Here is a 26,580-nt window from a genome sequence, read left to right on the forward strand (position 1 = left end):
CCGCTGTGGGTATAACACGCTCAGGAAAACTAGTTCCAACACTCAAAGTAATAATTGCACGACCGCAATTTCGGGTAGGAGCCATTGTTTAAAATATCGAGCATCCTTCATGACGGTCCTCGGGCTTATCGATTACAGGATTATGTAAGCTCGAGTTCAAGCAATGAAAAACGCCGCGGTTGGAGATCGCGGCGCTTTTCGTTCAGACCGGCAAGGTGGACGTCTACGAAACCATCAACGGCCCTTGTTCAGGCGGGCGACGATCTCGCCGACGATGCCCCGGCGGAACAACAGCACGCACAGGACGAAGATGGCGCCGATCACCACGGGAACCGGCAGGTTGGTCGCCGCCAGATAATTCTCCAGCGTCACCACCAGGGCGGCGCCCACCACCGGACCGTAGAGCGTGCCCATGCCGCCCAGCAGGGTCATCAGCACCACCTCGCCCGACATCTGCCAGGTCACATCCGTCAGGGTGGCAAGCTGGAAGACGATCGCCTTGGTTCCGCCGGCGAGCCCGGCCAGCGTCGCCGACAGCACGAAGGCCAGCAGCTTGTAATGGTCGGTGCGGTAGCCGAGCGAGATCGCCCGCGGCTCGTTCTCGCGGATCGCCTTCAGCACCTGGCCGAAGGGCGAATTCACCGTCCGCCAGACCACCAGGAACCCGAAGAGAAAGACCGCCAGCACCGTGTAGTACATGGCGAGCGGCTGGTTGAGGTCGATGACGCCGAACAGCATGCCGCGCGGGACAGCCTGGATACCATCCTCGCCGCCGGTGAACTTGAGCTGCAGCGCCAGGAAGAACACCATCTGGCTGAGCGCCAGCGTGATCATCGCGAAGTAGATGCCCTGCCGGCGGATGGCGAGCGCGCCGAAGACCAGGCCCAGCACGGCGGAGAAGGCCGCGCCCAGGATGATGCCGAGTTCCGGCGGAAAGCCCCAGACCTTGACCGTGTGGGCGGTGATGTAGGCGGCGCCGCCGAAGAAGGCGGCATGGCCGAAGCTGAGCAGCCCGCCATAGCCGATCAGCAGGTTGAAGGCGCAGGCGAACAGCGCGAAGCACAGCACCTTCATCAGGAAGACGGGATAGAGCGCGAAGGGAGCCGCCAGCAGGATCACCAGCCCGGCAAGCCCGACGAGCAGCCCGGCCGGCAGGCCCGAGGAGGCTGCACCCGTCAGGGGGCGCCGGTCGTCGGTGGTCGTGTGCGTTGCCATGATCACTTCTCCCGTCCGAACAGGCCGGCGGGCTTGACCAGCAGCACCACGGCCATGATGACGAAGACGACGATGTTGGAGGCCTCGGGATAGAAGACCTTGGTCAGCCCCTCCAGAAGCCCAGCGACAGGCCGGTGACGATGGCGCCGAGGATCGAGCCCATGCCGCCGATCACCACCACCGCGAACACCACGATGATCAGGTTCGAGCCCATCAGCGGGCTGACCTGGTAGATCGGCGCCGCCAGCACCCCGGCGAAGCCGGCCAGCGCGACGCCGAAGGCGTAGGTCATCGACACCATCACCGGCACGTTGATGCCGAAGGCCTGCACCAGCGTCGGGTTCTCGGTCGCCGCCCGCAGATAGGCGCCGAGCCGCGTGCGCTCGATGGCGTACCAGGTGCCGAAGCACACCACCAGCGAGGCGACCACCACCCAGCCGCGGTAGTTGGGCAGGAACATGAAGCCGAGGTTCTGGCCGCCGCGCAGCATCTCCGGGATCGGGTAGGGCTGGCCGGAGACGCCGTAGAAGTGGCGGAAGGCGCCCTCGAAGATCAGCGCCAGCCCGAAGGTCAGCAGCAGGCCGTAGAGGTGGTCGACCTTGTAGAGCCGGCGCAGCATGGTGCGCTCCAGCACCAGCCCGATGGCGCCGACCACGATGGGCGAGAGGATCAGCGCGATCCAGTAGTTGATGCCGAGATAGGTCAGCAGCAGCCAGGCGACGAAGGCGCCGACCATGTAGAGGGCGCCGTGCGCCATGTTGACGACGTTCAACATGCCGAAGATCACCGCCAGCCCGAGGCTGAGCAGCGCGTAGAAGGAGCCGTTGATCAGCCCCAGAAGGAGCTGGCCGAACAGCGCCTGGGGCGGAATGCCGAAAATGGTGCTCATATGCGCGTGTCTCTCCCCCGGTGGGACCCCGCCGCCGTCCGGGGCGGCCGCGGCGGGGTCTTTCGCCCTAGAGGCCCGGTCTCCCCAAGCTGCCGATCACTTGGCGGCGAGCTTGCAGCCGCTTTCCTCGAAGGACGCGAAGGCCTCGTCGCCGGGGATGGTGCGGATGATCTGGTAGTAGTCCCACGGCCCCTTGGACTCGGAGGGCTTCTTCACCCGGGCCAGATACATGTCGTGCACCATGCGGCCGTTCTGCAGGATCTTGCCGTTCTTGGCGAACATGTCGTTGACCGGCATCTCCTTCATCCTGGCGGCCACCGTCGGGCCGTCGTCGGTTCCCGCGGCCTCCACCGCCTTCAGGTAATGGCGGACGGCGGAATAGCTGCCGGCCTGCACCATGGTCGGCATCTTGCCGGTCTTCTCCATGAACTTCTTCGACCAGGCCCGCTTCTCGTCATCCATGTCCCAATAGAATCCGGTCGTCAGCACGAGGTCCTGCGCGACCGGCAGGCCCAGCGCATGAACGTCGGACAGGAACAGGAGCAGGCCGGCCAGCTTCTGCTTTCCGCCCTGCGTCAGCCCGAATTCCGCCGCCTGCTTGATCGAGGTGATGGTGTCGCCGCCGGCATTCGCCAGACCGATCACCTGGGCGCCCGAGGCCTGCGCCTGCAGCAGGAAGGACGAGAAGTCGGCGGTGTTGAGCGGATGGCGCACCGACCCGACGACGGTGCCGCCGGCCTTCTTGACCTCGGCCGCGGTGTCGGCCTCGAGCTGGTGGCCGAAGGCGTAGTCGGCGGTCAGGAAGTACCAGGTCTTGCCGCCTTCCTGCACCATGGCGCGGCCGGTCCCCACCGCCAGCGCCCGGGTGTCGTACGCCCAGTGGAAGCCGGTCGGCGAGCAGGCGTCGCCGGTCAGCCGGGAGGTCGCCGGGCCTTCCATCAGGAAGATCTTCTTCTTCTCGCGGGTCACCTCCTGGACGGCCAGCGCGACGCCGGAGTTCGGCACGTCGACGATGACGTCCACCCCGTCCTGGTCGATCCACTGGCGGGCAATGTTGGAGCCGATGTCCGGCTTGTTCTGATGGTCGGCCGCGATGACCTCGATCGGCTTGCCGAGGATCTTGCCGCCGAACTCCTCCGCCGCCATGCGGGCCGCCACGGCCGAGCCCTCGCCGCCGAGATCGGCATAGAGGCCGGAGCGGTCGTTCAGCACGCCGATCCTGATCATGTCGCCGGACAGCTTGCCCTGCTGCGCCGCAGCCGTCCCGTGGGCCGCGCCGATGGCAAGCGCGGCAAGGGCTGCGCCGGCGAGATAACGAGAGATCATATGGTTTCCTCCCCTCGGTGGTCGCGCTCTGTGGCGTCCGTTGGTCTTCCCAGACGTTTCTTGCCCAACCATTTGCCGGCCGGGCGTTTTTTGGCCGGACGGCGCGGAGCGCCCTTCCGACCTTGCGGTCCTAATATGCAGGCGCAACCGGTTGCAAGCGAAGCGGAAATTCCGCCACACAAGCAATTTCCAACGAAACGTCAAGGTTCTGCCACAAACCGACCACCCCCGGATGCAAGGGAGGGGAGGAGGCTGCACCGCAAACGGGCGGAAGACCCGGCAAGACAGGGTGAAGGCCGGCGCGAATCGCCGGGCGGCAGGGGGCCGGACAGAAAAAAGGCGGCGGTCGAAAGACCGCCGCCTGTCACGTTGACCGGGTCGGGCGCCTATATCTGCCCGCCCCTGATCGGAGCCATTGCGGATACCGCATCGCAGGATCGCTGGAGACCTCCTGGCAGCACCCCGAGAGCCGGCCGGCCGGCGCTGTATAACGGGACGGACCGCGCGCCGCCGCCGCCGGGATGCCGCACCAGCCGGGAGGAGAGCCCGAAAGCCTCCCGTCAGGCCGCCGAGGTCATGGGAAAGCCGCTGTAATCGAGAGACGCGGACCAGAACCGCTCCAGCCGGCGCAGCGTCTCGTTGGCCTTCACCAGTTCGTCGTCGCTGAAGCCGGCCTTTTCCAGGGCGACCAGATGGCGCTCGAACATGCGGCTGATGTGCTCGCGCAGTTCCAGCCCCTTCTCCGACAGGCGGACGCGCACGGACCGGCGGTCGTGCGGCGAGCGCTCCTGCCCGAGATAGCCGTTCTCGACCATCTTCTTCACATTGTAGGAGACGTTGGAGCCGAGATAGTAACCACGCGCGGTCAGCTCGCCGACCGTCATCTCGTCCTCGCCAATATTGTAAAGAATAAGGCTCTGGACGTTATTGATATCCTGGATGCCGAGACGGTCCAGTTCAGTCTTCAGCACCTCGAGGAAGTGGCGGTGAAGCCGCTCGATCAGGAGGATGCTTTCATAATAGGGTTTACGCACCGCGGTCTCCTTTGGCTCTAACCGGACAGTCCCCGCGCAAGGACCTTCCCGGGACCTTAAGACGAGATTAACCGATCATTGGCCGGCAATCATCTTAATAATTCCCAAAAATCCAGCGCGAACTGCCTTCTCGCTATGAATACGGTGGGCCGTGGCACCGCGGTTACGGTACGCACGCACCGTCCGCGGGTACCGTGGCCCACCGCTTTCATCCTATAACCGACGGGTTTATGACAAGTCTCGATTTGTTCGAGCCCTAACGACCGCGGGAGGAGGCCGGGATCAGTCGCGGAACTCCAGGTCGCCGCCGGCCGGCTCGGCGAAGTGCCGCTCCACGTCGGTCTGGCTGACGCCGGCCAGATCCGCCGGCTTCCACTTCGGGTTCTTGTCCTTGTCGACGAGGACGGCGCGGATGCCCTCGTAGAAGTCGTCGCCGGCGAGGCAGGCGAGGCTGAGGCGGAGTTCCTGACGCAGGCACCCCTCGAAATCCAGCCTGGCGCCGCGGCGCAGCGCGGAGAGGGTGACCTTGAGGCTGGTCGGCGACATGCGCTTCAGCGTGGCGATCTGGCCGGCGGCCCACTCCGTGCCCTCGGCCTCCAGCGCCTTGACGATCGCCTCCATGCCGTCATGGGCATAGCAGCGGTCGATGGCCGGGCGCAGCGCGGTCACCGCCGCCTCGCCCGCCGGCTCCCTGTAGGCGGCGATCGCCTCGTCGGGGCTGACGCCGCCGGCGAGGTCGGACAGCAGAGCCTCGATCCGGCCGCTCGGCACGAAGGCGTCCGCGGCGTTGATCGCCAGCATGTCGGCCGCCTTCAGCCGGTCGCCGCTGAGACCGAGCCAGATGCCGACCTGGCCGGGCAGACGCGGCAGGAAGTAGGTGCCGCCGACGTCGGGGTAGAGGCCGATGCCGGTTTCCGGCATGGCGAACAGCGTGCGCTCCGTCACGATACGGTGCGAGCCGTGCTCCGACAGCCCGACGCCGCCGCCCATGGAGATGCCGTCGATCAGCGCGACATAGGGCTTCGACAGGCGCTTGATCAGCCGGTTGAGGATATACTCCTCGCTGAAGAAGGCGCGGATCTGCGAGCCGTCGCCCCGCCCCTCGCGCGCCGCCTTGCCGGCCTCGTACAGGCTGACGACGTCGCCGCCGGCACAGAACGCCTTCTCCCCGGCCCCCTGGATCACCACCGCCTTCACGTCCGGATCCGCGTTCCAGGCGCGGAGCTGCGGGTCGAACAGGCGAATCATGTTGAGGGTCAGCGCGTTCAGCGCCTTCGGCCGGTTCAGCGTAACGAGGCCGATGGCACCCCGGCGTTCAAACAGAATCTCAGCAGAGTCGCTCATCGTCTTGATTCTTCCCGCAATTCTTGGCGATTCCACCGGATGGGCCGGCGCTCCGGACCCTGCGGCCCCCCATAGCGCGACCAGCCGGCGCGCGCGATGATACGGGACGCAATCAGCCTGTCAAACCATGCCATACGGTACCGCACAGAATCCCCTGCCCATGCGCGGCAATGGAACAGAGCGGGGGCTTGGCGGGTTCCGCCCTCACCCACATCTACAGGGCGCTCATCAAACGACAAGACACGAACGGCGGGGACAGCGGGATGAAGGTGGCGATCGTTCTCAACCAGTCGGCGGGAAGCCTGGTCGGACGCCCGATCGAGGAGGCCGTCGCCCCGATCCGCGCCGCCTTCGAACGGCACGGGGCGGAGGTCACCCTGGCGGCGGTGGAGCCGGCCGACTGTCCCGAGGCGATCCGCCGCGCCCTGGACTCCGATGCCGAGGTGGTGGTGGTCGGCGGCGGCGACGGGACGGTGAACACCGCGGTCAACCTGGTGATGAGGAGCGGCAAGGTCCTCGGGGTCATCCCGCTCGGCACCCTGAACCTGCTGGCCCGCGACCTGAACATCCCCTTCGACCTGGAAGAGGCGGCGGAGGCGCTGGCCGCCGGCGAGGTGCGCGCCATCGACATCGCCGAGGTGAACGGCGACTATTACCTGAACAGCTCCGTCCTCGGCTTCTACCCGGCGGTGGTCCAGGAGCGGGAGCGCCAGCGCAAGATGCATCGCCTGCTGAAATGGCCGGGCATGGCGGTGGCATTGGTGAAGACGCTGCGCCGCCTGCCGCTGCTCGACGTGCGTCTGGACTGGGGCGAGGGGCCGCGCCGCGTGCGCACGCCGGTGCTGGCGGTGTCCAACAACGTCTACGACGACGGCTTCCGTCTGGTCGTCCGCCGCAGCGTCCTCGATTCCGGCAACCTCGGCGTCTATGTCGCCCGCCACCGCGACGCCTGGGCGCTGATGCGGCTGCTGGGACGCATGGTGACGGGAACCTGGAAGCAGGACGACGAGTTGGAGACGCTGACGGCCTCCGGCCTCATGGTTCACAGCCGGCGGCGGACCCTGCGGATGGTCAATGATGGCGAGGTGAAGCGGATGACGACCCCGCTGCAGTACCGGATCCACAAGAAGGCGCTGAAGGTGCTGGCGCCGAAGGCCGCCGGGGATTGATGCCGCGGTGAAGACGCTGGCCCACATCTCCGACCTGCATTTCGGCCGGATCGACGAGCGGGTGGTCGAGGGGCTGCTGGCCGACCTGACCGTGCAGCAGCCGGACCTGATCGTGATCTCCGGCGATCTGGTCCAGCGGGCCAAGCCCCGCCATTTCCAGGCCGCCCGCGCCTTTCTGGAGGCGCTGCCCTTCCCCTATCTGGTCGTGCCCGGCAACCACGACATTCCGGTCTACAACGTCCTGCGCCGCTTCTTCGACCCCTTCGGCTATTACCGCCGCTACATCTCCACCGACCTCAGCCCCTTCCACATCGACGACGAGATCGCGGTGCTCGGGCTGAACACCGCGAGGTCGGTGATCTTCGATTTCTCCGAAGGCCGGGTGAACAGGTCGCAGATCGGCCGCGTGCGCGAGGTGTTCTGCGAACTGCCGGACAGCGTGTTCAAGGTGCTGTTCACCCATCATCCCTTCCTGCCGCCGCCCGACGCGCCGAAGACGCGGCTGGTCGGCCGGCACAAGCTGGTGCTGCCGGCGCTGGAGACCTGCGGCGTCGACCTGCTGCTGGCCGGGCATCTGCACCGCGCCTATTCCGGCGATATCATGACCTTCCACACGCAGGTTGCCCGGTCGATCCTGGTCGCCCAGGCCTCCACCGCGACCTCCACCCGGCTGCGCAACGAGGCGAACGCCTACAACCTGATCGCCATCGACCCGCCGCGGGTGCGGTTCGAGGTGCGGTCATGGGAGGGGGCGGCCTTCGCCGCCGGGCTGGTCTCGGTATGGAGCAAGACGGGCCAGCGCTGGGAGCTGCAAGAGCAGGATACGGGATTCAGGCCTGTGACCGGGGCGGCTTGAGTCCCGCCGCCGATGGGGCGTAGGATCGCCCCGCACTCATCGAGGGTAGTTCCCGTTATGCCGAGCATCCTTCCCGCCTCCTTTCCGCGTACCCGCATGCGCCGCAACCGCGTCGACGGCTGGACGCGCCGCCTCGTCGCCGAGAACACGCTGACCGTCGACGACCTGATCTGGCCGGTCTTCGTGATCGAGGGGGAGAACCGGCGCGAACCGGTCGCCTCGATGCCGGGGGTGGAGCGCCTGACCATCGACCTGCTGGTCGAGGCGGTGGGACAGGCCGGTTCGCTCGGGATCCCCTGCGTGGCGCTGTTCCCGGTGGTCGGCGCCGACAAGAAGTCGGACGACGCGGCCGAGGCCTATCGTGCGGACAACCTGATGAACCGGGCGATCCGCGCCCTGAAGGCGGCGGTGCCGGAGGTCGGGGTGCTGTGCGACGTGGCGCTCGACCCCTACACCAGCCACGGCCATGACGGCATCCTGCGCGACGGCTACATCCAGAACGACGAGACGGTGGAGGTTCTGGTCCGTCAGGCGCTGGCCCAGGCGGAGGCCGGCGCCGACATCGTCGCCCCGTCGGACATGATGGACGGCCGCATCGGCGTGCTGCGCGACCGGCTGGAGAGCCAGGGGCACCAGCTCGTCCGCATCTGCTCCTATGCCGCCAAATACGCCTCGGCTTTCTATGGCCCGTTCCGCGACGCCGTGAATTCCGGCGGCTTCCTCAAGGGCGACAAGACCACCTACCAGATGAACCCCGCCAACAGCGACGAGGCCCTGCGCGAGGTCGCGCTGGACCTGCAGGAGGGGGCGGACATGGTGATGGTCAAGCCCGGCCTGCCCTATCTCGACATCATCCGCCGGGTGAAGGACGAGTTCGCCGTCCCGACCTTCGCCTATCATGTGTCGGGCGAGTACGCGATGCTGCGCGCCGCCGCCGGCAACGGCTGGCTGAACTACGAGAAGGCGCTGCTGGAAACCCTGATGGGCTTCAAGCGGGCCGGCAGCGACGCCATCCTGACCTATGGCGCGGTGGATGCCGCGAAGCTGCTGCGAGCCGGCTGAGCGGCGGTGGACAGGTCGGGGCCGTCTTCGGGCGGACCCCGACCGCATCCTTCAGGTCCTTACTTGGGCGTGCCGCGCCAGACCTGGAACTGCGGGGTCTCCAGCAGCAGGTCGCTGTGGCCGAAGGCGCCCTTGAACAGCTTGCCGACGCCCGCCGTCCGCTGGGTCACCGCGACGAGCGACCCGCGCAGCTTCAGATATTGCTTGGTGCCGGCGACCAGAGCCTCCAGCATCCCGAAATCCTCGTCCTTGCCGCGGTGGAGCGGCGGATTGGAGAGGATCAGGCCGAAGCGGTCGCGGCTGCCCAGCCCGGACAGGCCGTCGCTGAGCACCAGCTCGGCATCCGGGACATTCTGCCGCGCCGCATGCAGGGCGAGCGCATCGACGTCCAGCAGGGTCAGCCGCACGTCCGGCGTACGCTCCCGCACCGCCCGCGCGATGACGCCGGCACCGCAGCCGAAATCCAGCACATTGGTCCCCGGCGCCACCTCCGGCAGCACGCTCAGCAGACACTCGGTACCGGCGTCGAGCCGGCCATGGGCGAACAGGCCGGGGTAGGACACCAGCTCCAGCGGCTCCCCGCCGCCCGGCACCGGCACCGGCACGCTCTCCCGCCAGTCCTCCAGCGAGCCGCGGGCATGGGCGTGGGTGCGGCGCGTCTCCAGAACGCGGACGCGCCGCTTGATGGTCAGCGTCTCCGGCTCGTCGAGCAACCCGTCGACGTGCTTCGGCGCCGAGGCGATGCCCTCGTCGTTGCCGCCGACGATCCACAGCGGAGCGCCGGGTTCCAGCCGGGAGGCCACGGCATGCAGCGCCATCCCGAAGGAGGCCCAGCCGCGCGGCAGGCGCAGCACGGCGGCATCGAAGGCCCCCTCGGCCGGCCAGGGCGTCGCCGCCACCTGCCCGCCGAGCGCCAGCCGGTGCCAGTTCGTGACCTCGGCCCCGCCCTCGGCGAGCGCATGCGATATCCCGCCGTCGCTGTCGAAGGCGACGAGGATGCGGCCCTGCGGACGGCGCTCCGCCAGGGCCTCCGCCGCCACCGCGGCCAGGGTGGCGTCGCGGTCGCCGGCACGATTGTCCAAACGGCTCAAGGGACCTGTTCCTGGGCTGGGGTGTGGAGAGCGGGCGGGATCAGCCCTTGTCCCGCATCAGCCGCGCCTTGTCGCGCTGCCAGCTGCGTTCCTTCTCCGACTCGCGCTTGTCGTGCTTCTTCTTGCCGGTGGCGAGCCCGATCTGCACCTTCGCGATGCCGCGGTCGTTGAAGTAGATCTGCATGGGGATCAGCGTCACGCCCTTCTGCTTGATCCCGGCGGCGAGCTTGTCGAGCTCCCGCCGGCGGACCAGCAGCTTGCGCGGGCGCTTCGTCTCGTGCTGCAGCCAGCGGCCGGCCTGCAGATATTCGGGGATGTACGCGTTGAACAGGTACAGTTCCCCGTCCTTCAGGCCGGCATAGGACTCGGCGATGCTGGCCCGGCCGCCACGCAGGGATTTCACCTCGGTGCCGGTCAGCATCAGACCGGCCTCGAGCGTGTCGTCGATGAAGTAATCGAAGCGCGCGCGGCGGTTATGCGCCGCGATGCGCTTCGCTTCCGGCTCTCGCGAAGCCAAGGCCGTCTCCTTCCTCCCGGTTCCGTACCGGTTATTTCAGCAGCCCGGCCCTGGTCATGGCGGCGCGCACGGCGCTCCGGGCGGCTTCCGACGCGGGGACGAGCGGCAGGCGGACGTCATCGCTGCACAGGCCGAGCTGGCTGGCGGCGAACTTGACCGGCGCCGGGCTGGTCTCCACGAACATGGCGTCGTGCAGCGGGGCCAGCACGTCGCGCAGGCGGAAGGCCTCCTTCAGGTCGCCCTTGGCCCAGGCGGTCTGCATGGCCGAGCACAGGGCCGGCGCCACGTTGGCGCTCACCGAGATGCAGCCGACGCCGCCCTGGGCGTTGAAGGCCAGCGCCGTCGCATCCTCGCCCGACAGCTGGATGAAGTCGGGATCGACCTCCTGCAGCAGCCGCGACGGGCGGGCGAGATCGGCGGTGGCGTCCTTCACGCCGACAATGTTCGGCAATTTCGCGAGCCGGGCCATCGTTGCCACCGACATATCCACGACACTGCGGCCCGGAATGTTGTAAATGAAGATCGGCAAATCCGCCGCGTCATGGATCGCCTTGAAATGCTGGTACAGACCCTCTTGCGTCGGCTTGTTGTAGTAGGGCGTCACGACCAGCGCAGCCTGCGCGCCCGCCTTCCTGGCGTGGCGGGTCAGGGCGATCGCCTCCTCCGTGGAGTTGGAGCCGGTACCGGCCATGACCGGAACCTTGCCTGCCGCCGCCTCGATGCACAGCTCGACGACGCGGTTGTGCTCTTCGTGCGAGAGGGTCGGGGACTCGCCGGTGGTGCCGCACGGGACAAGACCGTGGGTGCCCTGGGCAACCTGCCATTCGACGAAGGACTGGAAGGCGGCCTCGTCCACTTTCCCGTTCTTGAACGGGGTAAGAAGGGCGACGATGGAACCGTGAAACATGCCTGCCACCTCCGACGGACTTCAAGAAAAGTGTCGCGCACCTTAGCCGCCCCCGGCTGCCTGGGCAAGAGTGCCCGGACGGCCATCGCTTCCGCTGTCACAACCACTCTGGCAGGGCCGCTGATCGCCGTCCTGCTGTTCGCCGCACCGGCCGATGCCGGCCAGCTCGGCGCCCAGGATCTGGCCATCTACCGGCAGGCCTTCACCGCCGCCGACAACGAGCGCCACGACGAGGCGCTGCAGTTGGCGGCCCAGGCGAAGGACCGGCTGCCGGCCAAGATCATCCGCTGGATGACGCTGGCCACCCCCGGCGGCGGCAGCTTCGCGGAGATCGCCGCCTTCGTGCGCGAGAATCCCGACTGGCCGAACCAGGCGCAGCTCCGCCGTCAGGCAGAGAAGGCGATGCCGATTGACCTGGACGAGAGCCTGGTGCTGTCCTGGTTCCGCCAGTATCCGCCGCTGACCAACGACGGCGTGCTGCGCTATGCCGACACGCTGCTCGCCACCGGCGGGACGGAGCAGGCGGTGAAGCTGGTGCGCGCCCGCTGGGCGGAGGCGAACTTCACGGCGGACGAGGAAGCGGAGTTCCTCTCCCGCTACCGCTCGCACCTGCGCCAGCAGGACCACAAGGCGCGGCTCGACCGCCTGCTGTGGGAGCGGCAGGAGGCGCCGGTGCGCCGCATGCTCGCCTTCTTCGACGACGCCTACGACACGCTGATCGAGGCGCGCATCGCGCTGGACACCGACAAGTCCGGCGTCGATGCCGCCATCGCCCGGGTGCCCGCCTCGCTGCGCAACGATCCGGGCCTGCTGTTCGACCAGGCCCGCTGGCGCCGCCGCAAGGGCGACGATGCCGGCGCGCTGGAGATCATCGCCAAGGCTCCGGTGGACATGGGCCGGCCTCAGGCCTGGTGGGCCGAGCGGCATATCCTGGCCCGCCGCGCCATCGAGAAGGGCGACTACAACCTCGCCTACCGGCTGGTGAAGGCCCATGGCGTCGCCGACGGCAGCGCCCTGGCCGAGGCGGAGTTCCTCGCCGGCTTCCTGGCTCTGCGCTTCCTCGACCAGCCGTCGGACGCCTTCGGCCATTTCCACAAGCTCTACCGCTCGGTGACCGCGCCGATCAGCAAGGCGCGCGGCGCCTTCTGGTGCGGCCGCGCGGCGGAAGCGCTGGGCGAGGCCGCCAAGGCGAAGGAGTGGTATGCCCGCGCCGCCCAGTACGGCACGACCTTCTACGGCCAGCTCGCCGCCCGCCACATCGCCGGCGGCAAGGTCACCCTGCCCGCCGAACCGCACGTCACCAACGCCGAGGCCACCGCCTTCGAGCGGCGGGAGGTGGTGCGTGCCGCCAAGCTGCTGGCGGAGATCGAGGGACCGGACGACGAGAAGGTAACCGCCTTCCTGCGCCGCGTCAGCCTGGATGCCAAGGCGCCGGCCGACTATGCGCTCGCCGCCCGGCTGGCCCAGGAGGTCGGGCGCCGCGATCTCGCCGTCGCCGCCGCCAAGGACGCCGCGCAGAACGAGATCTATCTGGTGGAGGCCGGCTATCCGGTGATCGACGCCCGGCCGGAGGCCCCGGAAATCGCGCTGGTCCACGCGATCATCCGGCAGGAGAGCACCTTCAACACGCAGATCGTCTCCTCCGCCGGGGCGCGCGGCTTGATGCAGCTCATGCCGGGCACGGCTCAGCTCGTCGCCACCAAGCTGGGGCTGAAGCACGCCCACGCGAAGCTGACGAGCGATCCCGGCTACAACGTGAAGCTCGGCTCGGCCTATCTGGCGGAGATGATCGACCGCTTCAACGGCTCCTACATCCTTGCCATCGCCGCCTACAATGCCGGTCCGGCGCGGGTGCGGCAGTGGCTCGACACCTATGGCGATCCGCGCTCCGGCACGATCGACGCGGTGGACTGGCTGGAGTTGATCCCGATCTACGAGACCCGCAACTATGTGCAGCGGGTGATGGAAGCCCTGCTGGTCTATCGCGCGCGCCTGCAGGGAAGCCGGGCGGAGCTGAACCTGGACCGCGAGCTGCGGCGCTGAGCGAAGCAGAGGAGAGGACAGGCACGGGGCCGGCAGGACTGTCGTTCATGACAGTTTTCCGGCCCTGCTCTTTCCAGTCTTCAGCAAAAAAGTGGTACTTCCAAATCCCTGACCACCGGTGAGAAGCCCTTAATACTGTTTTAACCGCATCAGCGACTAATTCAGTTCACCCGCAGGTCGAAAAAGCCGCCCGGGACTCCGACAACACCGCACCGCTACAAGGAACACCCCGTCATGCGTGCACCGACCGTTCCGGACGAGATTCGCGAGGCCTGCCGCATTCATGCCCGGCTGCTGGACGCTTTCATCGACCTGACGCAGCGGGAACTGGCGCAACTGACCCCCGGCTTCATTGAGGAGAGCCTGACGGAGTCCCTGGAACGGCTGCGCGCCGCCCGCAAGTCCTATGGCGGGCTTGCCAGCCTGGTGGTGATCCACTCGGCGTCCAACGCCGCCTGAGGCGTATGGAAGCGCGCCGGGAGGCGCAGACGCGTCCTATTCCGAGGACGGATCGCCCTGCCCGCCCTGCTGCTGCCGCTGCTGCACCTCGCGCCACTTGGCGACGTTGCGGTTGTGGTCCGGCAGGGTCTTGGCGAAGACATGGCCGCCGCTGCCATCCGCGACGAAATACAGGAACTCGTGCCGCTCGGGCTTCATCACCGCCTGCAGCGAGGCCCGGCCCGGGTTGGCGATCGGCCCCGGCGGCAGCCCCGTCACCTGATAGGTGTTGTAGGGCGAATCGACCTTCCAGTCATTGCGCGTCAGCGCCCGGCCAAGCTCCCCGCTGCCGTCGGTCAACGCGAAGATCACGGTGGGATCCGACTGGAGCTTCATGCCGGCGTCCAGCCGGTTGACGAAGACGCCGGCCACGCGTGCCCGTTCCGCCGCGATCCCGGTTTCCTTCTCGACGATCGAGGCCAGCGTCACCGCCTGCTCCGGCGTCTGGAGCGGCAGCCCGTCGACGCGGCCCTTCCACGCCTCGGCCAGCGCCTGAGTCATGGCGTGCTGCATCCGCTCGACCAACGCCGCGCGGCTGTCGCCATAGGAGAAGTGATAGGTCTCGGGAAGCAGGCTGCCGTTCCTCGGCACCTGCTTGACTTCGCCGGTCAGCGCCGGCTCCTTCTCAAGCAGGGCCATCACCTGTGCCGAGGTCAGCCCCTCCGGCACCGTGAAGCGGCGCACGACGGTGCGGCCCTGGCGCATCTGCTCCAGGACACCTTCGATGCTGATCCCGGGGGCGAAGGCATACTCGCCCGCCTTCAGGTCACGCACCGAACCCGACAGCTTGGCGCCGGCCGCGAAGACCAGGGGCGAGGAAATCACCCCGGCATCGCCGAGCGTCAGGGCGATGCCCTCCAGGCCCAGGCCACGGGGAATGACGACGGTTTCCTGATGGTCGAGCGGACCGGGGGCCATGTAGCGCATGGTCCCCCAGAGCCCGAGTCCGCCGGCGGCAGTGGCGAGGACGAGAGCCCCCGCGGTGATACGGAGGCCCCAGCCCATTCAGCCCCTCCTCCGGAGTTCGCGGATCTACGCGAACTCCTTGAAGACCAGCGAGGCGTTCGTGCCGCCGAACCCGAAGGAGTTCGACAGGGCGGCGCGGACGCGACGCTCCTGCGCGACCTTCGGCACCAGATTGACGCCCAGGCAGCTGTCCGACGGATTTTCCAGGTTGAGCGTCGGCGGGACGATGCTGTGGTTGATCGCCTTGATCGAGTAGATCGCCTCGACCGCACCGGCGGCCCCCAGCAGGTGGCCGATCGCCGACTTGGTGGAGGACATCGCCAGCTTGTCCATGGCCGACCCGAACAGGCGCTTCACCGCCCCCAGTTCGATCTCGTCGCCGAGCGGCGTGGAGGTGCCGTGGGCGTTGACGTAATCGATGTCCGCCGGCGACAGGCCGGCGCGCTTCAGCGCGGCGGTCATGGCGCGGAAGCCGCCGTTGCCGTCATCCGCCGGGGCGGAGATGTGGTGGGCGTCGCCCGACAGGCCGTAGCCGACGATTTCGGCGTAGATGTGGGCGCCGCGCTTCTTCGCGTGCTCCAGCTCCTCCAGGATCACGACGCCGGCGCCTTCGCTGATGACGAAGCCGTCGCGGTCCTTGTCATAGGGACGCGACGCCTTGGACGGCGTGTCGTTGAAGCTGGTGGACAGCGCGCGCATGGCCGCGAAGCCGCCGACACCCAGACGGCTCACCGCCGCCTCCGTGCCGCCGGCGACCATCACGTCGGCGTCGTCCCACATGATCAGCCGGGCGGCGTCGCCGATGGCGTGCGCGCCGGTCGAGCAGGCGGTGACGACCGCGTGGTTCGGCCCTTTGAACCCGTGGTTGATGGAGATGTGGCCGGAAGCCAGGTTGATCAGGCAGGCCGGGATGAAGAAGGGCGACAGGCGTCGCGGCCCCTTCTCGTGCAGGGTGACCGCCCCGTCGGCGATGCCGGGCAGGCCGCCGATGCCGGAACCGACCATCACGCCGGTCCGCTCCCGCTCCTCCTCGGTCTGCGGCTGCCAGCCGGAGTCCTTGATAGCCTCGTGGGCCGCGGCGATCGCGTAGAGGATGAAGTCATCCATCTTACGCTGGTCCTTGGGCGGAACGAAGAGGTCGGGGTTGAAGTCCCCCTCGCCGCTTCCGCGCGGAACCTGCCCGGCCACCTTGGAGGGAAGGTCGGAGACGTCGAAACCCGTAATCCCCCGGATGCCCGACTCGCCGGCGACCAATCGCTCCCAGTTGAGTTTATGGCCCACACCGAGCGGCGTGACCAGACCGAGGCCGGTGACGACGACACGTCTCATGGGAATCTTCCTTGACCTTGTCCTCTCGGAATCACGGCGACGGCCAGGCCACGGCAACCGTGGCGGCTGGCCATCGGAGTGTGCCGCCCTTTATCAGGAGGCGGAGTTCGCATTGATGAAGTCGATGGCGTCCTTCACCGTCAGGATCTTCTCCGCGGCGTCGTCCGGAATCTCGCAGCCGAACTCTTCCTCGAAGGCCATGACCAGCTCGACGGTATCCAGGCTGTCGGCGCCGAGGTCGTCGATGAAGGAGGCGTTCTCCGTCACCTTCGCCTCTTCCACACCCAGGTGCTCCACCACGATCTTCTTCACGCGCTCGGCGATGTCGCTCATCTTTTTTGACCTTCCAATCCTTGAAACCGCTCGGGATAATCCGGTCGGAGCACCACGCGGGAACGTGCCGTCCTGCCGTGAAAAGCCCAGTCCGATAACATATTTCGTCAGCCTTGACCAGCGCCCGCGGGGGCTGGCCGGCTCCGGCGCCTCACTATGGCTTGCCGCCTCAGATCATGGCCATGCCGCCGTTGATGTGCAGCGTCTGGCCGGTCACGTAGGCGGCCTCTTCGCTCGCCAGATACACGACTCCGGCGGCGATTTCCCCCGGCTCGCCCATGCGGCCGGCCGGGATGGCGGCGAGCAGCTTTCCCTTCTGCTCGTCGTTCAGGGCGTCGGTCATCGCCGTGGTGATGAACCCCGGCGCGACGCAATTGACGGTGACGTTGCGCGACGCGACCTCGGCGGCCAGCGCCTTCGACATGCCGATCATGCCGGCCTTGGAGGCGGCGTAGTTCGCCTGCCCCGGATTGCCGGTGACGCCGACGATGGAGGTGATGCCGATGATGCGGCCCCAGCGGCGCTTCATCATGCCGCGCAGCACGGCGCGCGACAGGCGGAAGGCGGCGGTCAGGTTCACGTCGATGACCTGCTGCCAGTCCTCGTCCTTCATGCGCAGCGCGAGCTGGTCGCGGGTCAGGCCGGCGTTGTTCACCAGGATGTCGACGCGGCCGAGCGCGGCCTCGGCATCCTTGGCGAGCTGCTCGGTCGCGGCGGCGTCGGCCAGATTGCCGGCGACCACCTTGGCCCGCTCGCCGAGCGAGGCCGCCAGCTCCTCCAACGCCGAAACACGGGTGCCGGACAGGGCGACGGTGGCGCCCTGCGCGTAGAGCGCACGCGCGATCGACGCGCCGATGCCACCGGAGGCCCCGGTGACCAGCGCGCACTTGCCGGTCAGGTCGAACATGGATTGCCTCACAGGGTCTTGAGGAAGGCTTCGACGTCGGCCGGGGTGCCGATGGACACCGCCGACAGCTCCTTGTCGATTCGCTTGGTCAGGCCGGCCAGCACCTTGCCGGAGCCGATCTCCACCAGCGTGTCGACGCCTTGAGCCTTCATGAACAGAACGCTCTCGCGCCAGCGCACCATGCCGGTCACCTGCTCCACCAGCAGGCGGCGGATCTCGTTGGGATCCGACACGGCCGACGCGGTGACGTTGGCGACCACCGGCACGACCGGGGCGGAGATGGTGACCTTCGCCAGCGCCTCGGCCATCGCGTCGGCGGCCGGCTGCATCAGCGGGCAATGGAAGGGGGCGCTGACCGGCAGGCGGACGGAGCGCTTCAGCCCCCGCTCGGCCGCCAGCACGATGGCGCGATCGATCGCCTCGGCATGGCCGGAGAGGACGACTTGGCCCGAGGAGTTGTCGTTGGCGACGGTGCAGACCTCGCCCTGGGCGGCATCGGCGGCGATGGCCTGCGCCTGCTCCAGCTCGGCGCCCAGCAGGGCGGCCATGGCGCCCTTGCCCACCGGCACCGCCTTCTGCATGGCCTGGCCGCGCAGCTTCAGCAACCGGGCCGTGTCGGCCAGCGTGAAGGCGCCGGCGGCACAGAGGGCCGAATACTCGCCGAGCGAGTGGCCGGCGACGAGGGCGGCATGCTTGGACAGATCGACCCCGCCTTCGGAAGCCAGCACCCGCATGACGGCGACGCTGACCGCCATCAGGGCGGGCTGGGCGTTCTCGGTCAGCGTCAGGTCGGCCTCCGGCCCTTCGACCATCAGGCGCGACAGGCGCTGGTTCAGCGCGTCGTCCACCTCCTCGAAGGTGTGGCGTGCGACTTCGAACGCCTCTGCCAGCTCACGGCCCATGCCGACGGCCTGACTGCCCTGCCCCGGAAAGACGAACGCCCTGGTCATGCTGCGGAACAACCCTGGATGAAAGGCCGGCCACCCCCTGGCGGCACGGCAGATTGCGCGACAGTCATACCCGCCCTTCTGGTCAAGTCAAGCGACGCGCGTGATCCCGATCCCTTTCATCCGCCAAATCATGATCCACAAAAGCCCGGACAAGTCCGTTCTCAGGCCTTTCCGATCAACGTAACGCGCGTCAAAGGACGCAAGGACGCCAATGATTCCAGGATCATAGGCCCGGTGATCCCGGCAACCAATGCGACCAGGAACACCACCAGATCCCCCGCGCCCATCCGATGCAGGACCATCCGCGCCCCGGCAGTGAACAGGGCGTGGTGGAGGTAGATCGGGTAGGACGACCTGCCGATCAGGCGGAAGATCCGGCTGTGCGGCATCGCATGCAGCAGCGTCACCGCACCGCCCATGCCGCACAGCAGGGCCACCCCGCTGTTCCAGCCGAAGCTGTAGTCGAGGAAGCCGAGCAGCGACGCCTGATGCACCGCGACCCCCGCCGCCAGCGCGACGCCCGCCGCCCAGACCCGCGCCGCCCGCGGGACCTGCGCGCCGAACCGCGTCACCGCCAGCCCCAGGAGGAAGTGCGGCAGCAGCGTGACGGCGATGTCGACCGAGAAGAGGTTCGAGTCGGTCCAAAAGGTCAGGCAGCCGGCGACCGACGCCACGAACGCGATGATGAAGCGCTCCGGCCGGTCGAGCAGGCCGGCGACCTCCAGCGCGGCGACCATCGCGAAGATCAGCAGCAGCGCCTGCAGGTACCAGAAATGGGCATAGGGGAAGAGGTAGATCCGCCACATCTGCGCCGGCGCGAACGTTCCGTGGGCGCCCGGCGCATGGGTCTGCAGCAGATAGAAAAGAGTGGAGATGATCAGGAAGGGGACCCCCAGCCGGCGCAGCTTCTTCAGGGAGAACTCCGCAAGTTCGGCCCGCCGCACCGGCCGGTAGGCGTAGACCAGGCCCGACAGGAAGGTGAAGACCGGCATGCGAATCAGGTCGAAGCTGCTGGTCGCGTAACGATAGATCGAATCGTCACCCACCTGCATCCCGGCGCCCGGGATCCCGACGACATGGTAGGCGACCAGCAGCAGACAGGCCAATCCGCGTAATTCGACAACACGATAGGGCTTCTCGGGGCTCTGCATAACTCCCCCCATTCCGGGACCGGGATCGGGGCGGCGCGTCGAGGCCGGCCGCCCAATGGCTGAACCCAAGCTAGAATCAAGTTCGGAAATCGAAGAAAATGCATTGGAACTCATGCCATGGAGTTCCCGGCCCCGCCCGTTGGCGTTCGCGATTTCGCGTCGGAGACGCAGGCTTGACGGGAGTGGTGCCAATTCCAGGCGACCCCGGCTTTCGGGGCAGGCGGGACTTGCCGGACAAGAAGATAAGGCTTGCCCGGAGGGTTGTTCTGTGTATAGTCCGCCGCTTCGAGCTCCTTGCCGGCGGCATGCCGTCGGCTAGGCCCGGGCGGCTGACCTCATCCAGGGCGGATGCGGGAGCAGCGCCGGACCATGAACAGCCATGGGGAGTAAAATGGCGCTCTACGAGTGCGTGCTGATCGCACGCCAGGACATCTCGGCCGCGCAGGCCGAGCAGCTCGGCGAACAGTTCGCCCAGATCATCCGCGACAACGGCGGCTCGGTCACCAAGACCGAGTACTGGGGCCTGAAGACGCTGGCCTACAAGATCAAGAAGAACCGCAAGGGTCACTACACCCTGTTCAATCTCGACGCGCCGGCCGCCGCCGTCGCCGAGATGGAGCGGAACATGAGCATCAACGAGGACGTCCTGCGCTTCATGACGGTCCGCGTCGATGCGCTCGATGCCAACCCGTCGGCGATGATGCAGAGCCGGGGCGAGCGTGGTGACCGCGGCGATCGCGGCGACCGCGGCCCGCGCCGCTTCGACGACCGTGGCCCGCGCCCGCCGCGCCGCCAGGAAGTTGCCGCCGCTGCCGAAGGGGAGACCGCATAAATGAGCGACAAGCAGACCACGGCCGCTCCGGCCCGCACCGGGGGTGGCCCGCGCCGCCCGTTCTTCCGCCGCCGCAAGACCTGCCCGTTCTCGGGCGCCAATGCTCCGGCGATCGACTACAAGGACGTCAAGCTCCTGTCCCGCTTCATCTCGGAGCGCGGCAAGATCGTCCCGAGCCGCATCACCGCGGTCTCGACGAAGAAGCAGCGGGAGCTCGCCCGCGCCATCAAGCGCGCCCGTTTCCTCGCCCTGCTCCCCTACGTGGTGAAGTAAGGCGTCGCAACGGACGACCGAAGGCAAAGGTGTCCCTATGGCCGCCGCCCTGACCACCCTTCTGGCGCTTGCCGTGCTGGGCGGTCTGATCAGCGCGTTCTTCTACCTCGCCGTCCTGTTCGGCGGGTTCGGCGCGCTGATCCTGGGCTATCTGGCGCCGCTGCCGCTGTTCGCGGCCGGTCTGTGGGCGGGAGCCTCCGTGGCCCTGCTCGCCGGCTTGGCCGGTGCGGTGGCGGTGATGGTCGTCAGTTCGGGCAGCGTGCTCGTGCCGCTGACCTATCTGGTGACCGCGGCGGCCCCGGCCGTCCTGGTGTGCAGGCAGGTCCTGCTGGCCAGGGTGGTTCCCGGAGACGGCCCCGAGGGGGGACTTGAATGGTACCCGCCCGGACGGACCCTGATGGGTCTGGTCGGGATGGGGGTCGCGGCCCTGCTCGCCGCGGCGGGTCTGACGCTCGACCAGCCCGGCGGGCTGGAGGGCGTGGTGCGCCGGATCCTGGCCCGCATCGCGGAGCCGGTCTTCAGCGCCCAGGGCCAGACGGCCCCGGATCCCGACGCGATGTGGATGGCGGCGGCCCTGCCGGGGCTGGTTGTCGTGTCGTGGTTGACCATGACGATCGTCAACGCGGCCCTGGCCCAGGGGGCGCTGATGCGGTTCGGCCGCAACCGGCGCCCGGCCATGAGGCTGGTCGACCTCGACCTGCCCTGGTGGCTCGCCCCGGCATTCCTGGGCGCGATCCTGGCTGCTTCGGTGTTGCCGGACCCGTTGGGTTTCCTGGCGCTGAATCTGGCGCTGATCCTGACGGTGCCCTTCGCCTTTGCCGGGCTTTCGGTGGTGCATGCGTTCGCCCGGCGGCGATCGGCCCGCGTGCCGATCCTCATCGGGTTCTATCTGTTCCTGTTTCTCTTCGGGTGGCCGATCCTGCTTTTGGTCGGCCTGGGCATGATCGAGCAATGGATCGGGCTGCGCCGCCGCCTTACCGCGGCGGGCCCCGGTCAGGAGGACGAGTGATGGAAGTTATTCTGCTGGAGCGGGTCGAGAAGCTCGGCCAGATGGGCCAGGTCGTGAAGGTGCGTCCCGGCTTCGCCCGCAACTATCTGCTGCCGCAGAAGAAGGCCATGCGCGCCACCAAGGCGAACCTGGCCGTCTTCGAGAAGCAGAAGGCCCACCTGGAGGCCGTGAACCTCGAGCGCCGCAAGGACGCCGAGCACGTCGCCACCAAGATGGACGGCGTGTCGGTCGTGGTGATCCGTCAGGCCGGCGAGACCGGCGTGCTGTACGGTTCGGTCACCCCGCGCGACGTCGCCGAGGCGCTGGCCGGTGCCGGCTTCACGGTCGACCGCAAGCAGGTCGTGATCGACCAGCCGATCAAGACGCTGGGCCTGTTCAAGCTGCGCGTCGTCCTGCACCCGGAGGTCAGCGTCACCGTGACGGTGAACGTCGCCCGGTCGCAGGAAGAAGCCGAGCTGCAGGCGCAGCGCGGCGGCATGGTCACCGCCGCCGACCTGGTCGAAGAGGACGAGCAGCCCGACTATGCCGAGGCTGCCGCGGAGAACGCCGAGGAGGCCTGATCGCCTTCCGGCCGGAGCCTTCGGGCCTCCGAACAGAACCGCTCGTCCGGAAGCCGCCCACCCCGCCCGGGGTCGGGCGGCTTTCCGCATTTGCAGGGCTGTGTTGCGTAAAACACCTGAAAACACAGCCATCTATGCGGAACAGTAGATCATTTCCAGCTTGCATTGACCGAAAGCCGGGCCGTTTTGGCCGGATGAAATATTGCAGCCCGTCTTTCCCTGTCCACACACTCGTGGAACACGGAGGGTATCACGATGCTGCTGACTCGACTGATCGCCCAGTTGATCGCCAAAGCCATCGGGGATGGGGCCCTTGACCTCGTCGATGCCGACGGGCACCGCCGGCGGATCGGCCGCGGGACGCCGTCCCTGACGCTTCGCTTCCACGACCACCGGGTGCCGCGCGACCTGCTCGTCAACCCGCGCCTGCATTTCGGCGAGGCCTACATGGACGGCCGCATCTCGGTGGAGGGCGGCACGATCTACGACATGCTCGACCTCGTCACCCGCGGCACGGAGGTGCATGGGGCGCTGGGCCGGGTGCTGGAGACGCTGTCGCCGGCGCTGCGGCTGGCGCAGCAGCACAATCCGCTCGACCGGTCGCGCAAGAACGTCTCGCACCATTACGACCTGTCGCAGGCGTTCTACCGGCTCTTCCTCGATCGCGACATGCAGTATTCCTGCGCCTATTTCGCCCGGCCCGACATGACGCTGGACGAGGCGCAGGAGGCCAAGAAGCGGCACATCGCCGCGAAGCTGCTGCTGGCGCCGGGCATGCGGGTCCTGGACGTCGGGTGCGGCTGGGGCGGCATGGCGCTGTATCTCGCCCGCGAGGCCGGCGTGCGGGTCACCGGAATCACCCTGTCGGCCGAGCAGCTCGCGGTGGCGCGGGCGCGGGCCGAGGAGGCCGGCCTTGCCGACCGCGTCACCTTCGAGCTGCGCGACTACCGCCAGATGACCGGCCGGTTCGACCGGATCGTGTCGGTCGGCATGTTCGAGCATGTCGGCGTGCCGCACTACGGCACCTACTTCGCCAAGCTGCGCGACCTGCTGGCGCCCGACGGCGTGGCGCTGCTGCATTCCATCGGGCGGCTCGACGGGCCGGGGGCGACCAACCCCTGGATCCGCAAGTACATCTTCCCCGGCGGCTATTCCCCCGCCCTGTCGGAGGTGCTGCCCCAGGTCGAGAAATCCGGACTTCTGTCCACAGACATCGAGATCCTGCGCCTCCACTATGCCGAGACGCTGCGCCACTGGCGCAGCCGCTTCGTGGCGCACTGGGACGAGGCGAAGGCGATGTATGACGAGCGCTTCTGCCGCATGTGGGAGTTCTATCTGGCGGGCGCCGAGATGAGCTTCCGGTCGCAGGGCCACATGGTCTTCCAGCTCCAGTTGGCGCGCTCCATCGGCGCGGTGCCGATGGTCCGCGACTACATGGTCCGCTGCGAGGAGGCGATGGCGCAGGAGAGGGAGCGGGAGCGGACGCTGCAACATCACGCCTGACTGTGGCATTCCGGCCGGCCGCCGACTCGGGTCCACGGCCGGCCGGGCGACGGCGCATCAAGGCGTTCGTCCCGGTTATCCCCGTCATTGTCCCCAGGTGGATAACACTTATTCACAGAAATTCGGCTGGGCCTGCACCGTTCGCACAGCTCGCCGGCGGCCGGCTTTGCTAGAGTGCCGGCCATGGACGACAAGACCACCCAGCTCTTCGAGCCGCGCCTGCCGGACGCCGGCTCCGCTCGCGTCGGCGCGGTGAAGCCCGTCGCCGAGTACCGCACCCCGCCCAGCAACGAAGAGGCGGAGCAGGCGCTGCTCGGCGCGATCCTGGTCAACAACAAGGCCTATGAGAAGGTCGGCGAGTTCCTGAAGCCGGAGCATTTCTACGATCCGGCGCACCAGCGCATCTTCCGCGCCATCGCGACGCTGATCGACCGGGGGCAGATCGCCAACCCGGTGACGCTGAAGGCCTATTTCGACAACGACCCGGATCTGGCGCCCGACGGCGGCAGCGCCTACCTCGCCGAACTGGCGGCCAACGTCGTCACGGTGGTCAACGCCGCCGATTACGGCCGGACCATCCACGACCTGTTCCTGCGCCGGCAGCTGATCGAGGTCGGCACCGACATGGTGAACGAGGCATACCGCCACGACCTGGAGAGCACGGCGCTCGACCAGATCGGCGAGGCGGAGAAGCAGCTGTTCGACCTCGCCTCCACCGGCGACGTGCAGGGCGGCTTCGTCGCGTTCGGCGAGTCGGTCAAGCACGCCATCGCCACGGCGGAGGTGGCGTTCCGCCGGTCGAGCCATGTCACCGGCGTCACCACCGGCCTGATCGACATCGACCGCAAGCTGGGCGGCCTGCACCCGTCGGACCTGGTCATCCTGGCCGGCCGTCCCTCGATGGGCAAGACGGCGCTGGCGACCAACATCGCCTTCAACGCCGCCAAGGCCTATATGCGGTCCAGCGGGACGGAGGGCGGCGTGGTCGGCTTCTTCTCGCTGGAAATGTCGGCCGAGCAGCTCGCCACCCGTATCCTGGCGGACGAGGTGCAGGTGCCCGGCGACAAGATCCGCCGCGGCGAGATCCGCGACACCGACTTCCCCAAGTTCGTCCAGGCCAGCCAGGACCTCGCCCGCTGCCCCTTCTACGTGGACGACACCCCTGCCCTGTCGGTCGCCGCCGTGCGGACCCGCTGCCGCCGGCTGAAGCGGACCCACGGGCTGAGCATGGTGGTGGTCGACTACCTGCAGCTCCTGCGCGGCTCGTCCTCGCGCGGCAGCGAGAACCGGGTGCAGGAGATCTCGGAGATCACGCGCGGCCTGAAGGCGATCGCCAAGGAGCTGGACGTGCCGGTGGTGGCGCTGTCGCAGCTCAGCCGCGCCGTCGAGCTGCGCGAGGACAAACGGCCACAGCTCGCCGACCTGCGCGAATCGGGCTCGATCGAGCAGGACGCCGACGTCGTGATGTTCGTTTTCCGCGAACAGTACTATCTTGAGCGCGCCGAGCCTTCGCGCCGGCCCGAGGAGAGCGACGACAAGTTCAACGACCGCTATCAGCGCTGGCAGCAGCGCCTGGGCGAGGTGCACAACACCGCCGAGGTGATCATCGCCAAGCAGCGCCACGGTCCGATCGGCACCGTCCGTCTCTACTTCGACGGCCAGTTCACCAAGTTCGGCGACCTCGACCGACGCCATGACGATGACTGACGATTTGCGGCGCGCCAGCGCCATCCTGACGATCGACCTCGGCGCCCTGGTGGACAACTGGCGCCGGCTCCGCGACCGTGTCGCCCCGGCGGAATGCGCCGCGGTGGTGAAGGCCGACGCCTACGGGCTCGGCGTCTCCCGAGTCGTCCCGGCGCTCGCCGCCGCGGGCTGCCGCAGCTTCGTTGTGGCGCAGTTCGAGGAGGCGCTGAAGGTCCGGGCGCTGGCACCGGAGGCCCGCATCCTCTGCCTCGGCGGACTGCCGCCGGGCGCCGAAGGCGACATGGTGGAGCAGCGCATCCTGCCGGTGCTGAACCATCTGGGGGAGGTCGCGGCGTGGCGCTCCCATGCCGCCAGGCGCGGCAAGGCGCTGGCGGCGGTCATCCACATCGACACCGGCATGAACCGGCTCGGCCTCGGCCCCGACGAGCTGGACGCGCTGGTGAACATGCCGGAATGGCTGAACGGCATCGACGTCCGCTACTGGATGACCCATCTGGCCTGCGCCGACGAGTTCGACTCGCCGATGAACCGCCAGCAGCTCGACCGCTTCAAGGCGGCGCTGGCGCGGCTGCCGAAGGCCAAGGCGAGCTTCACCAACTCCTCCGGCATCTTCCATGGCCCGGACTTCCATTTCGACCTCGCCCGGCCGGGCTGCGCCCTCTATGGGGTGAACCCGACGCCCCATCTGGACAACCCGATGCGCGACGTGGTGCGGCTCGACGTCCGGGTGCTTCAGGTGCGCAACGTTGACAGCCCTATGACCGTTGGATACGGTGCCACCCACCGCGTCGAGCGGAAGGGGAAAGTTGCAACCATCGCAGTGGGTTATGCCGACGGATACCTGCGGTCGCTGGGCGGTCGCGGCCATATGTTCGTCAACGGCAGGCCGGCGGCGGTGGTTGGGCGCGTGTCCATGGACCTGCTGACGGTGGACGTCACCGACCTGCCCGAGGAGGCCGTGCAGCCCGGCGGACTGGTCGAGCTGATCGGCCCCAACCGCCCGGTCGACACCGTGGCGGCCGAAGGCGGCACCATCGGATACGAGATCCTCACGTCGCTCGGGCCGCGCTACCACAGGGTCTATCTCGACCCGCCGGCAATGACCTAAC

General features: G+C 68.0%; 25 protein-coding genes and 1 pseudogene. 12 read left to right on the forward strand and 14 right to left on the reverse strand.

The window, feature by feature from the left end; genetic code table 11:
* Positions 1–234: 234 nt before the first annotated feature.
* The 5 genes and pseudogenes from DEW08_RS13695 to DEW08_RS13715 form a co-directional block, all read right to left on the reverse strand.
* Entirely contained in the window at positions 235–1,215 is a 981-nt protein-coding gene (locus tag DEW08_RS13695; RefSeq protein ID WP_109327954.1) for a branched-chain amino acid ABC transporter permease, read from the reverse strand.
* 2 nt (positions 1,216–1,217) lie between these two features.
* A pseudogene (locus DEW08_RS13700) lies at positions 1,218–2,104 on the reverse strand (branched-chain amino acid ABC transporter permease).
* A gap of 96 nt (positions 2,105–2,200) precedes the next feature.
* Positions 2,201–3,430 carry an ABC transporter substrate-binding protein gene (locus DEW08_RS13705; protein WP_109327956.1) on the reverse strand — a complete coding sequence of 410 codons (1,230 nt, stop codon included), beginning with the start codon at positions 3,428–3,430 and terminating at the stop codon, positions 2,201–2,203.
* Between the two features lie 560 nt (positions 3,431–3,990).
* Positions 3,991–4,464, reverse strand: coding sequence for a MarR family winged helix-turn-helix transcriptional regulator (locus tag DEW08_RS13710; RefSeq protein WP_109327958.1), 474 nt, complete (start codon positions 4,462–4,464; stop codon positions 3,991–3,993).
* Positions 4,465–4,746: 282 nt separating this feature from the next.
* Complete coding sequence (locus DEW08_RS13715; protein WP_109327960.1) at positions 4,747–5,808, reverse strand: enoyl-CoA hydratase/isomerase family protein; 1,062 nt, start codon at positions 5,806–5,808, stop codon at positions 4,747–4,749.
* A 263-nt stretch (positions 5,809–6,071) separates the two neighbouring features.
* On the opposite strand from DEW08_RS13715, the gene DEW08_RS13720 reads away from it, so the two are divergent.
* Genes DEW08_RS13720 through hemB form a run of 3 tightly spaced genes read left to right on the forward strand, consistent with a single transcriptional unit; the run spans position 6,072 to position 8,895 of the window.
* The gene (locus DEW08_RS13720) at positions 6,072–6,977 is read left to right on the forward strand and encodes a diacylglycerol/lipid kinase family protein (RefSeq protein WP_109327962.1); all 906 of its coding nucleotides are present in this window, start codon (positions 6,072–6,074) and stop codon (positions 6,975–6,977) included.
* Between the two features lie 7 nt (positions 6,978–6,984).
* The gene (locus DEW08_RS13725; protein ID WP_109327964.1) at positions 6,985–7,833 is read left to right on the forward strand and encodes a metallophosphoesterase family protein; all 849 of its coding nucleotides are present in this window, start codon (positions 6,985–6,987) and stop codon (positions 7,831–7,833) included.
* Between the two features lie 57 nt (positions 7,834–7,890).
* Positions 7,891–8,895 carry a porphobilinogen synthase gene (gene hemB, locus DEW08_RS13730; RefSeq protein ID WP_109327966.1) on the forward strand — a complete coding sequence of 335 codons (1,005 nt, stop codon included), beginning with the start codon at positions 7,891–7,893 and terminating at the stop codon, positions 8,893–8,895.
* A 59-nt stretch (positions 8,896–8,954) separates the two neighbouring features.
* Here hemB and DEW08_RS13735 read toward each other — a convergent pair whose 3' ends face one another.
* Genes DEW08_RS13735 through dapA form a run of 3 tightly spaced genes read right to left on the reverse strand, consistent with a single transcriptional unit; the run spans position 8,955 to position 11,410 of the window.
* On the reverse strand, positions 8,955–9,986 hold the full coding sequence (locus DEW08_RS13735) for a class I SAM-dependent methyltransferase (protein ID WP_109327968.1): 1,032 nt from the start codon (positions 9,984–9,986) through the stop codon (positions 8,955–8,957).
* 40 nt (positions 9,987–10,026) lie between these two features.
* Positions 10,027–10,503, reverse strand: coding sequence for an SsrA-binding protein SmpB (smpB, locus tag DEW08_RS13740; protein ID WP_109327970.1), 477 nt, complete (start codon positions 10,501–10,503; stop codon positions 10,027–10,029).
* Between the two features lie 31 nt (positions 10,504–10,534).
* Complete coding sequence (gene dapA, locus DEW08_RS13745; protein ID WP_109327972.1) at positions 10,535–11,410, reverse strand: 4-hydroxy-tetrahydrodipicolinate synthase; 876 nt, start codon at positions 11,408–11,410, stop codon at positions 10,535–10,537.
* Positions 11,411–11,440: 30 nt separating this feature from the next.
* Here dapA and DEW08_RS13750 point away from each other — a divergent pair, with 30 nt between their 5' ends.
* Together DEW08_RS13750 and DEW08_RS13755 are read left to right on the forward strand one after the other, a co-directional pair.
* Positions 11,441–13,453 carry a lytic transglycosylase domain-containing protein gene (locus DEW08_RS13750; RefSeq protein ID WP_245986243.1) on the forward strand — a complete coding sequence of 671 codons (2,013 nt, stop codon included), beginning with the start codon at positions 11,441–11,443 and terminating at the stop codon, positions 13,451–13,453.
* 234 nt (positions 13,454–13,687) lie between these two features.
* Positions 13,688–13,912, forward strand: coding sequence for a hypothetical protein (locus tag DEW08_RS13755; RefSeq protein ID WP_109327976.1), 225 nt, complete (start codon positions 13,688–13,690; stop codon positions 13,910–13,912).
* 36 nt (positions 13,913–13,948) lie between these two features.
* On the opposite strand, the gene mltG is transcribed toward DEW08_RS13755, so the two are convergent.
* The 6 genes from mltG to DEW08_RS13785 form a co-directional block, all read right to left on the reverse strand.
* Complete coding sequence (gene mltG, locus DEW08_RS13760; RefSeq protein ID WP_109327978.1) at positions 13,949–14,956, reverse strand: endolytic transglycosylase MltG; 1,008 nt, start codon at positions 14,954–14,956, stop codon at positions 13,949–13,951.
* A gap of 27 nt (positions 14,957–14,983) precedes the next feature.
* Positions 14,984–16,246 (reverse strand): beta-ketoacyl-ACP synthase II, encoded by a 1,263-nt coding sequence (gene fabF / locus DEW08_RS13765; RefSeq protein WP_109327980.1) that lies wholly within the window; start codon positions 16,244–16,246, stop codon positions 14,984–14,986.
* Positions 16,247–16,339: 93 nt separating this feature from the next.
* On the reverse strand, positions 16,340–16,579 hold the full coding sequence (locus DEW08_RS13770) for an acyl carrier protein (RefSeq protein WP_109327982.1): 240 nt from the start codon (positions 16,577–16,579) through the stop codon (positions 16,340–16,342).
* A 169-nt stretch (positions 16,580–16,748) separates the two neighbouring features.
* The gene (gene fabG / locus DEW08_RS13775) at positions 16,749–17,486 is read right to left on the reverse strand and encodes a 3-oxoacyl-[acyl-carrier-protein] reductase (protein WP_109327984.1); all 738 of its coding nucleotides are present in this window, start codon (positions 17,484–17,486) and stop codon (positions 16,749–16,751) included.
* An 8-nt stretch (positions 17,487–17,494) separates the two neighbouring features.
* Complete coding sequence (gene fabD, locus DEW08_RS13780; RefSeq protein ID WP_109329851.1) at positions 17,495–18,436, reverse strand: ACP S-malonyltransferase; 942 nt, start codon at positions 18,434–18,436, stop codon at positions 17,495–17,497.
* A gap of 161 nt (positions 18,437–18,597) precedes the next feature.
* On the reverse strand, positions 18,598–19,542 hold the full coding sequence (locus DEW08_RS13785; protein WP_245986245.1) for an acyltransferase family protein: 945 nt from the start codon (positions 19,540–19,542) through the stop codon (positions 18,598–18,600).
* A gap of 436 nt (positions 19,543–19,978) precedes the next feature.
* Here DEW08_RS13785 and rpsF point away from each other — a divergent pair, with 436 nt between their 5' ends.
* The 7 genes from rpsF (at position 19,979) to alr (ending at position 26,579) form a co-directional block, all read left to right on the forward strand.
* Positions 19,979–20,419 (forward strand): 30S ribosomal protein S6, encoded by a 441-nt coding sequence (gene rpsF / locus DEW08_RS13790; RefSeq protein ID WP_109327988.1) that lies wholly within the window; start codon positions 19,979–19,981, stop codon positions 20,417–20,419.
* The gene (gene rpsR / locus DEW08_RS13795; RefSeq protein ID WP_109327990.1) at positions 20,420–20,692 is read left to right on the forward strand and encodes a 30S ribosomal protein S18; all 273 of its coding nucleotides are present in this window, start codon (positions 20,420–20,422) and stop codon (positions 20,690–20,692) included.
* Between the two features lie 37 nt (positions 20,693–20,729).
* Positions 20,730–21,701 carry a DUF2232 domain-containing protein gene (locus DEW08_RS13800; protein ID WP_109327992.1) on the forward strand — a complete coding sequence of 324 codons (972 nt, stop codon included), beginning with the start codon at positions 20,730–20,732 and terminating at the stop codon, positions 21,699–21,701.
* Positions 21,701–22,261, forward strand: coding sequence for a 50S ribosomal protein L9 (gene rplI / locus DEW08_RS13805; RefSeq protein ID WP_109327994.1), 561 nt, complete (start codon positions 21,701–21,703; stop codon positions 22,259–22,261). Before DEW08_RS13800 ends, rplI begins: the two co-directional genes overlap by 1 nt.
* A gap of 255 nt (positions 22,262–22,516) precedes the next feature.
* Positions 22,517–23,764, forward strand: coding sequence for a cyclopropane fatty acid synthase (locus DEW08_RS13810; protein WP_109327996.1), 1,248 nt, complete (start codon positions 22,517–22,519; stop codon positions 23,762–23,764).
* 183 nt (positions 23,765–23,947) lie between these two features.
* A complete protein-coding gene (locus DEW08_RS13815; RefSeq protein ID WP_109327998.1) occupies positions 23,948–25,471 on the forward strand; it encodes a replicative DNA helicase in 1,524 nt (507 codons plus the stop codon).
* Entirely contained in the window at positions 25,464–26,579 is a 1,116-nt protein-coding gene (gene alr / locus DEW08_RS13820) for an alanine racemase (protein ID WP_109328000.1), read from the forward strand. The genes DEW08_RS13815 and alr overlap by 8 nt, the downstream gene beginning before the upstream one ends.
* Position 26,580 lies beyond the last annotated feature (1 nt).

This window comes from Azospirillum thermophilum (assembly GCF_003130795.1).
Lineage (GTDB): Bacteria > Pseudomonadota > Alphaproteobacteria > Azospirillales > Azospirillaceae > Azospirillum > Azospirillum thermophilum.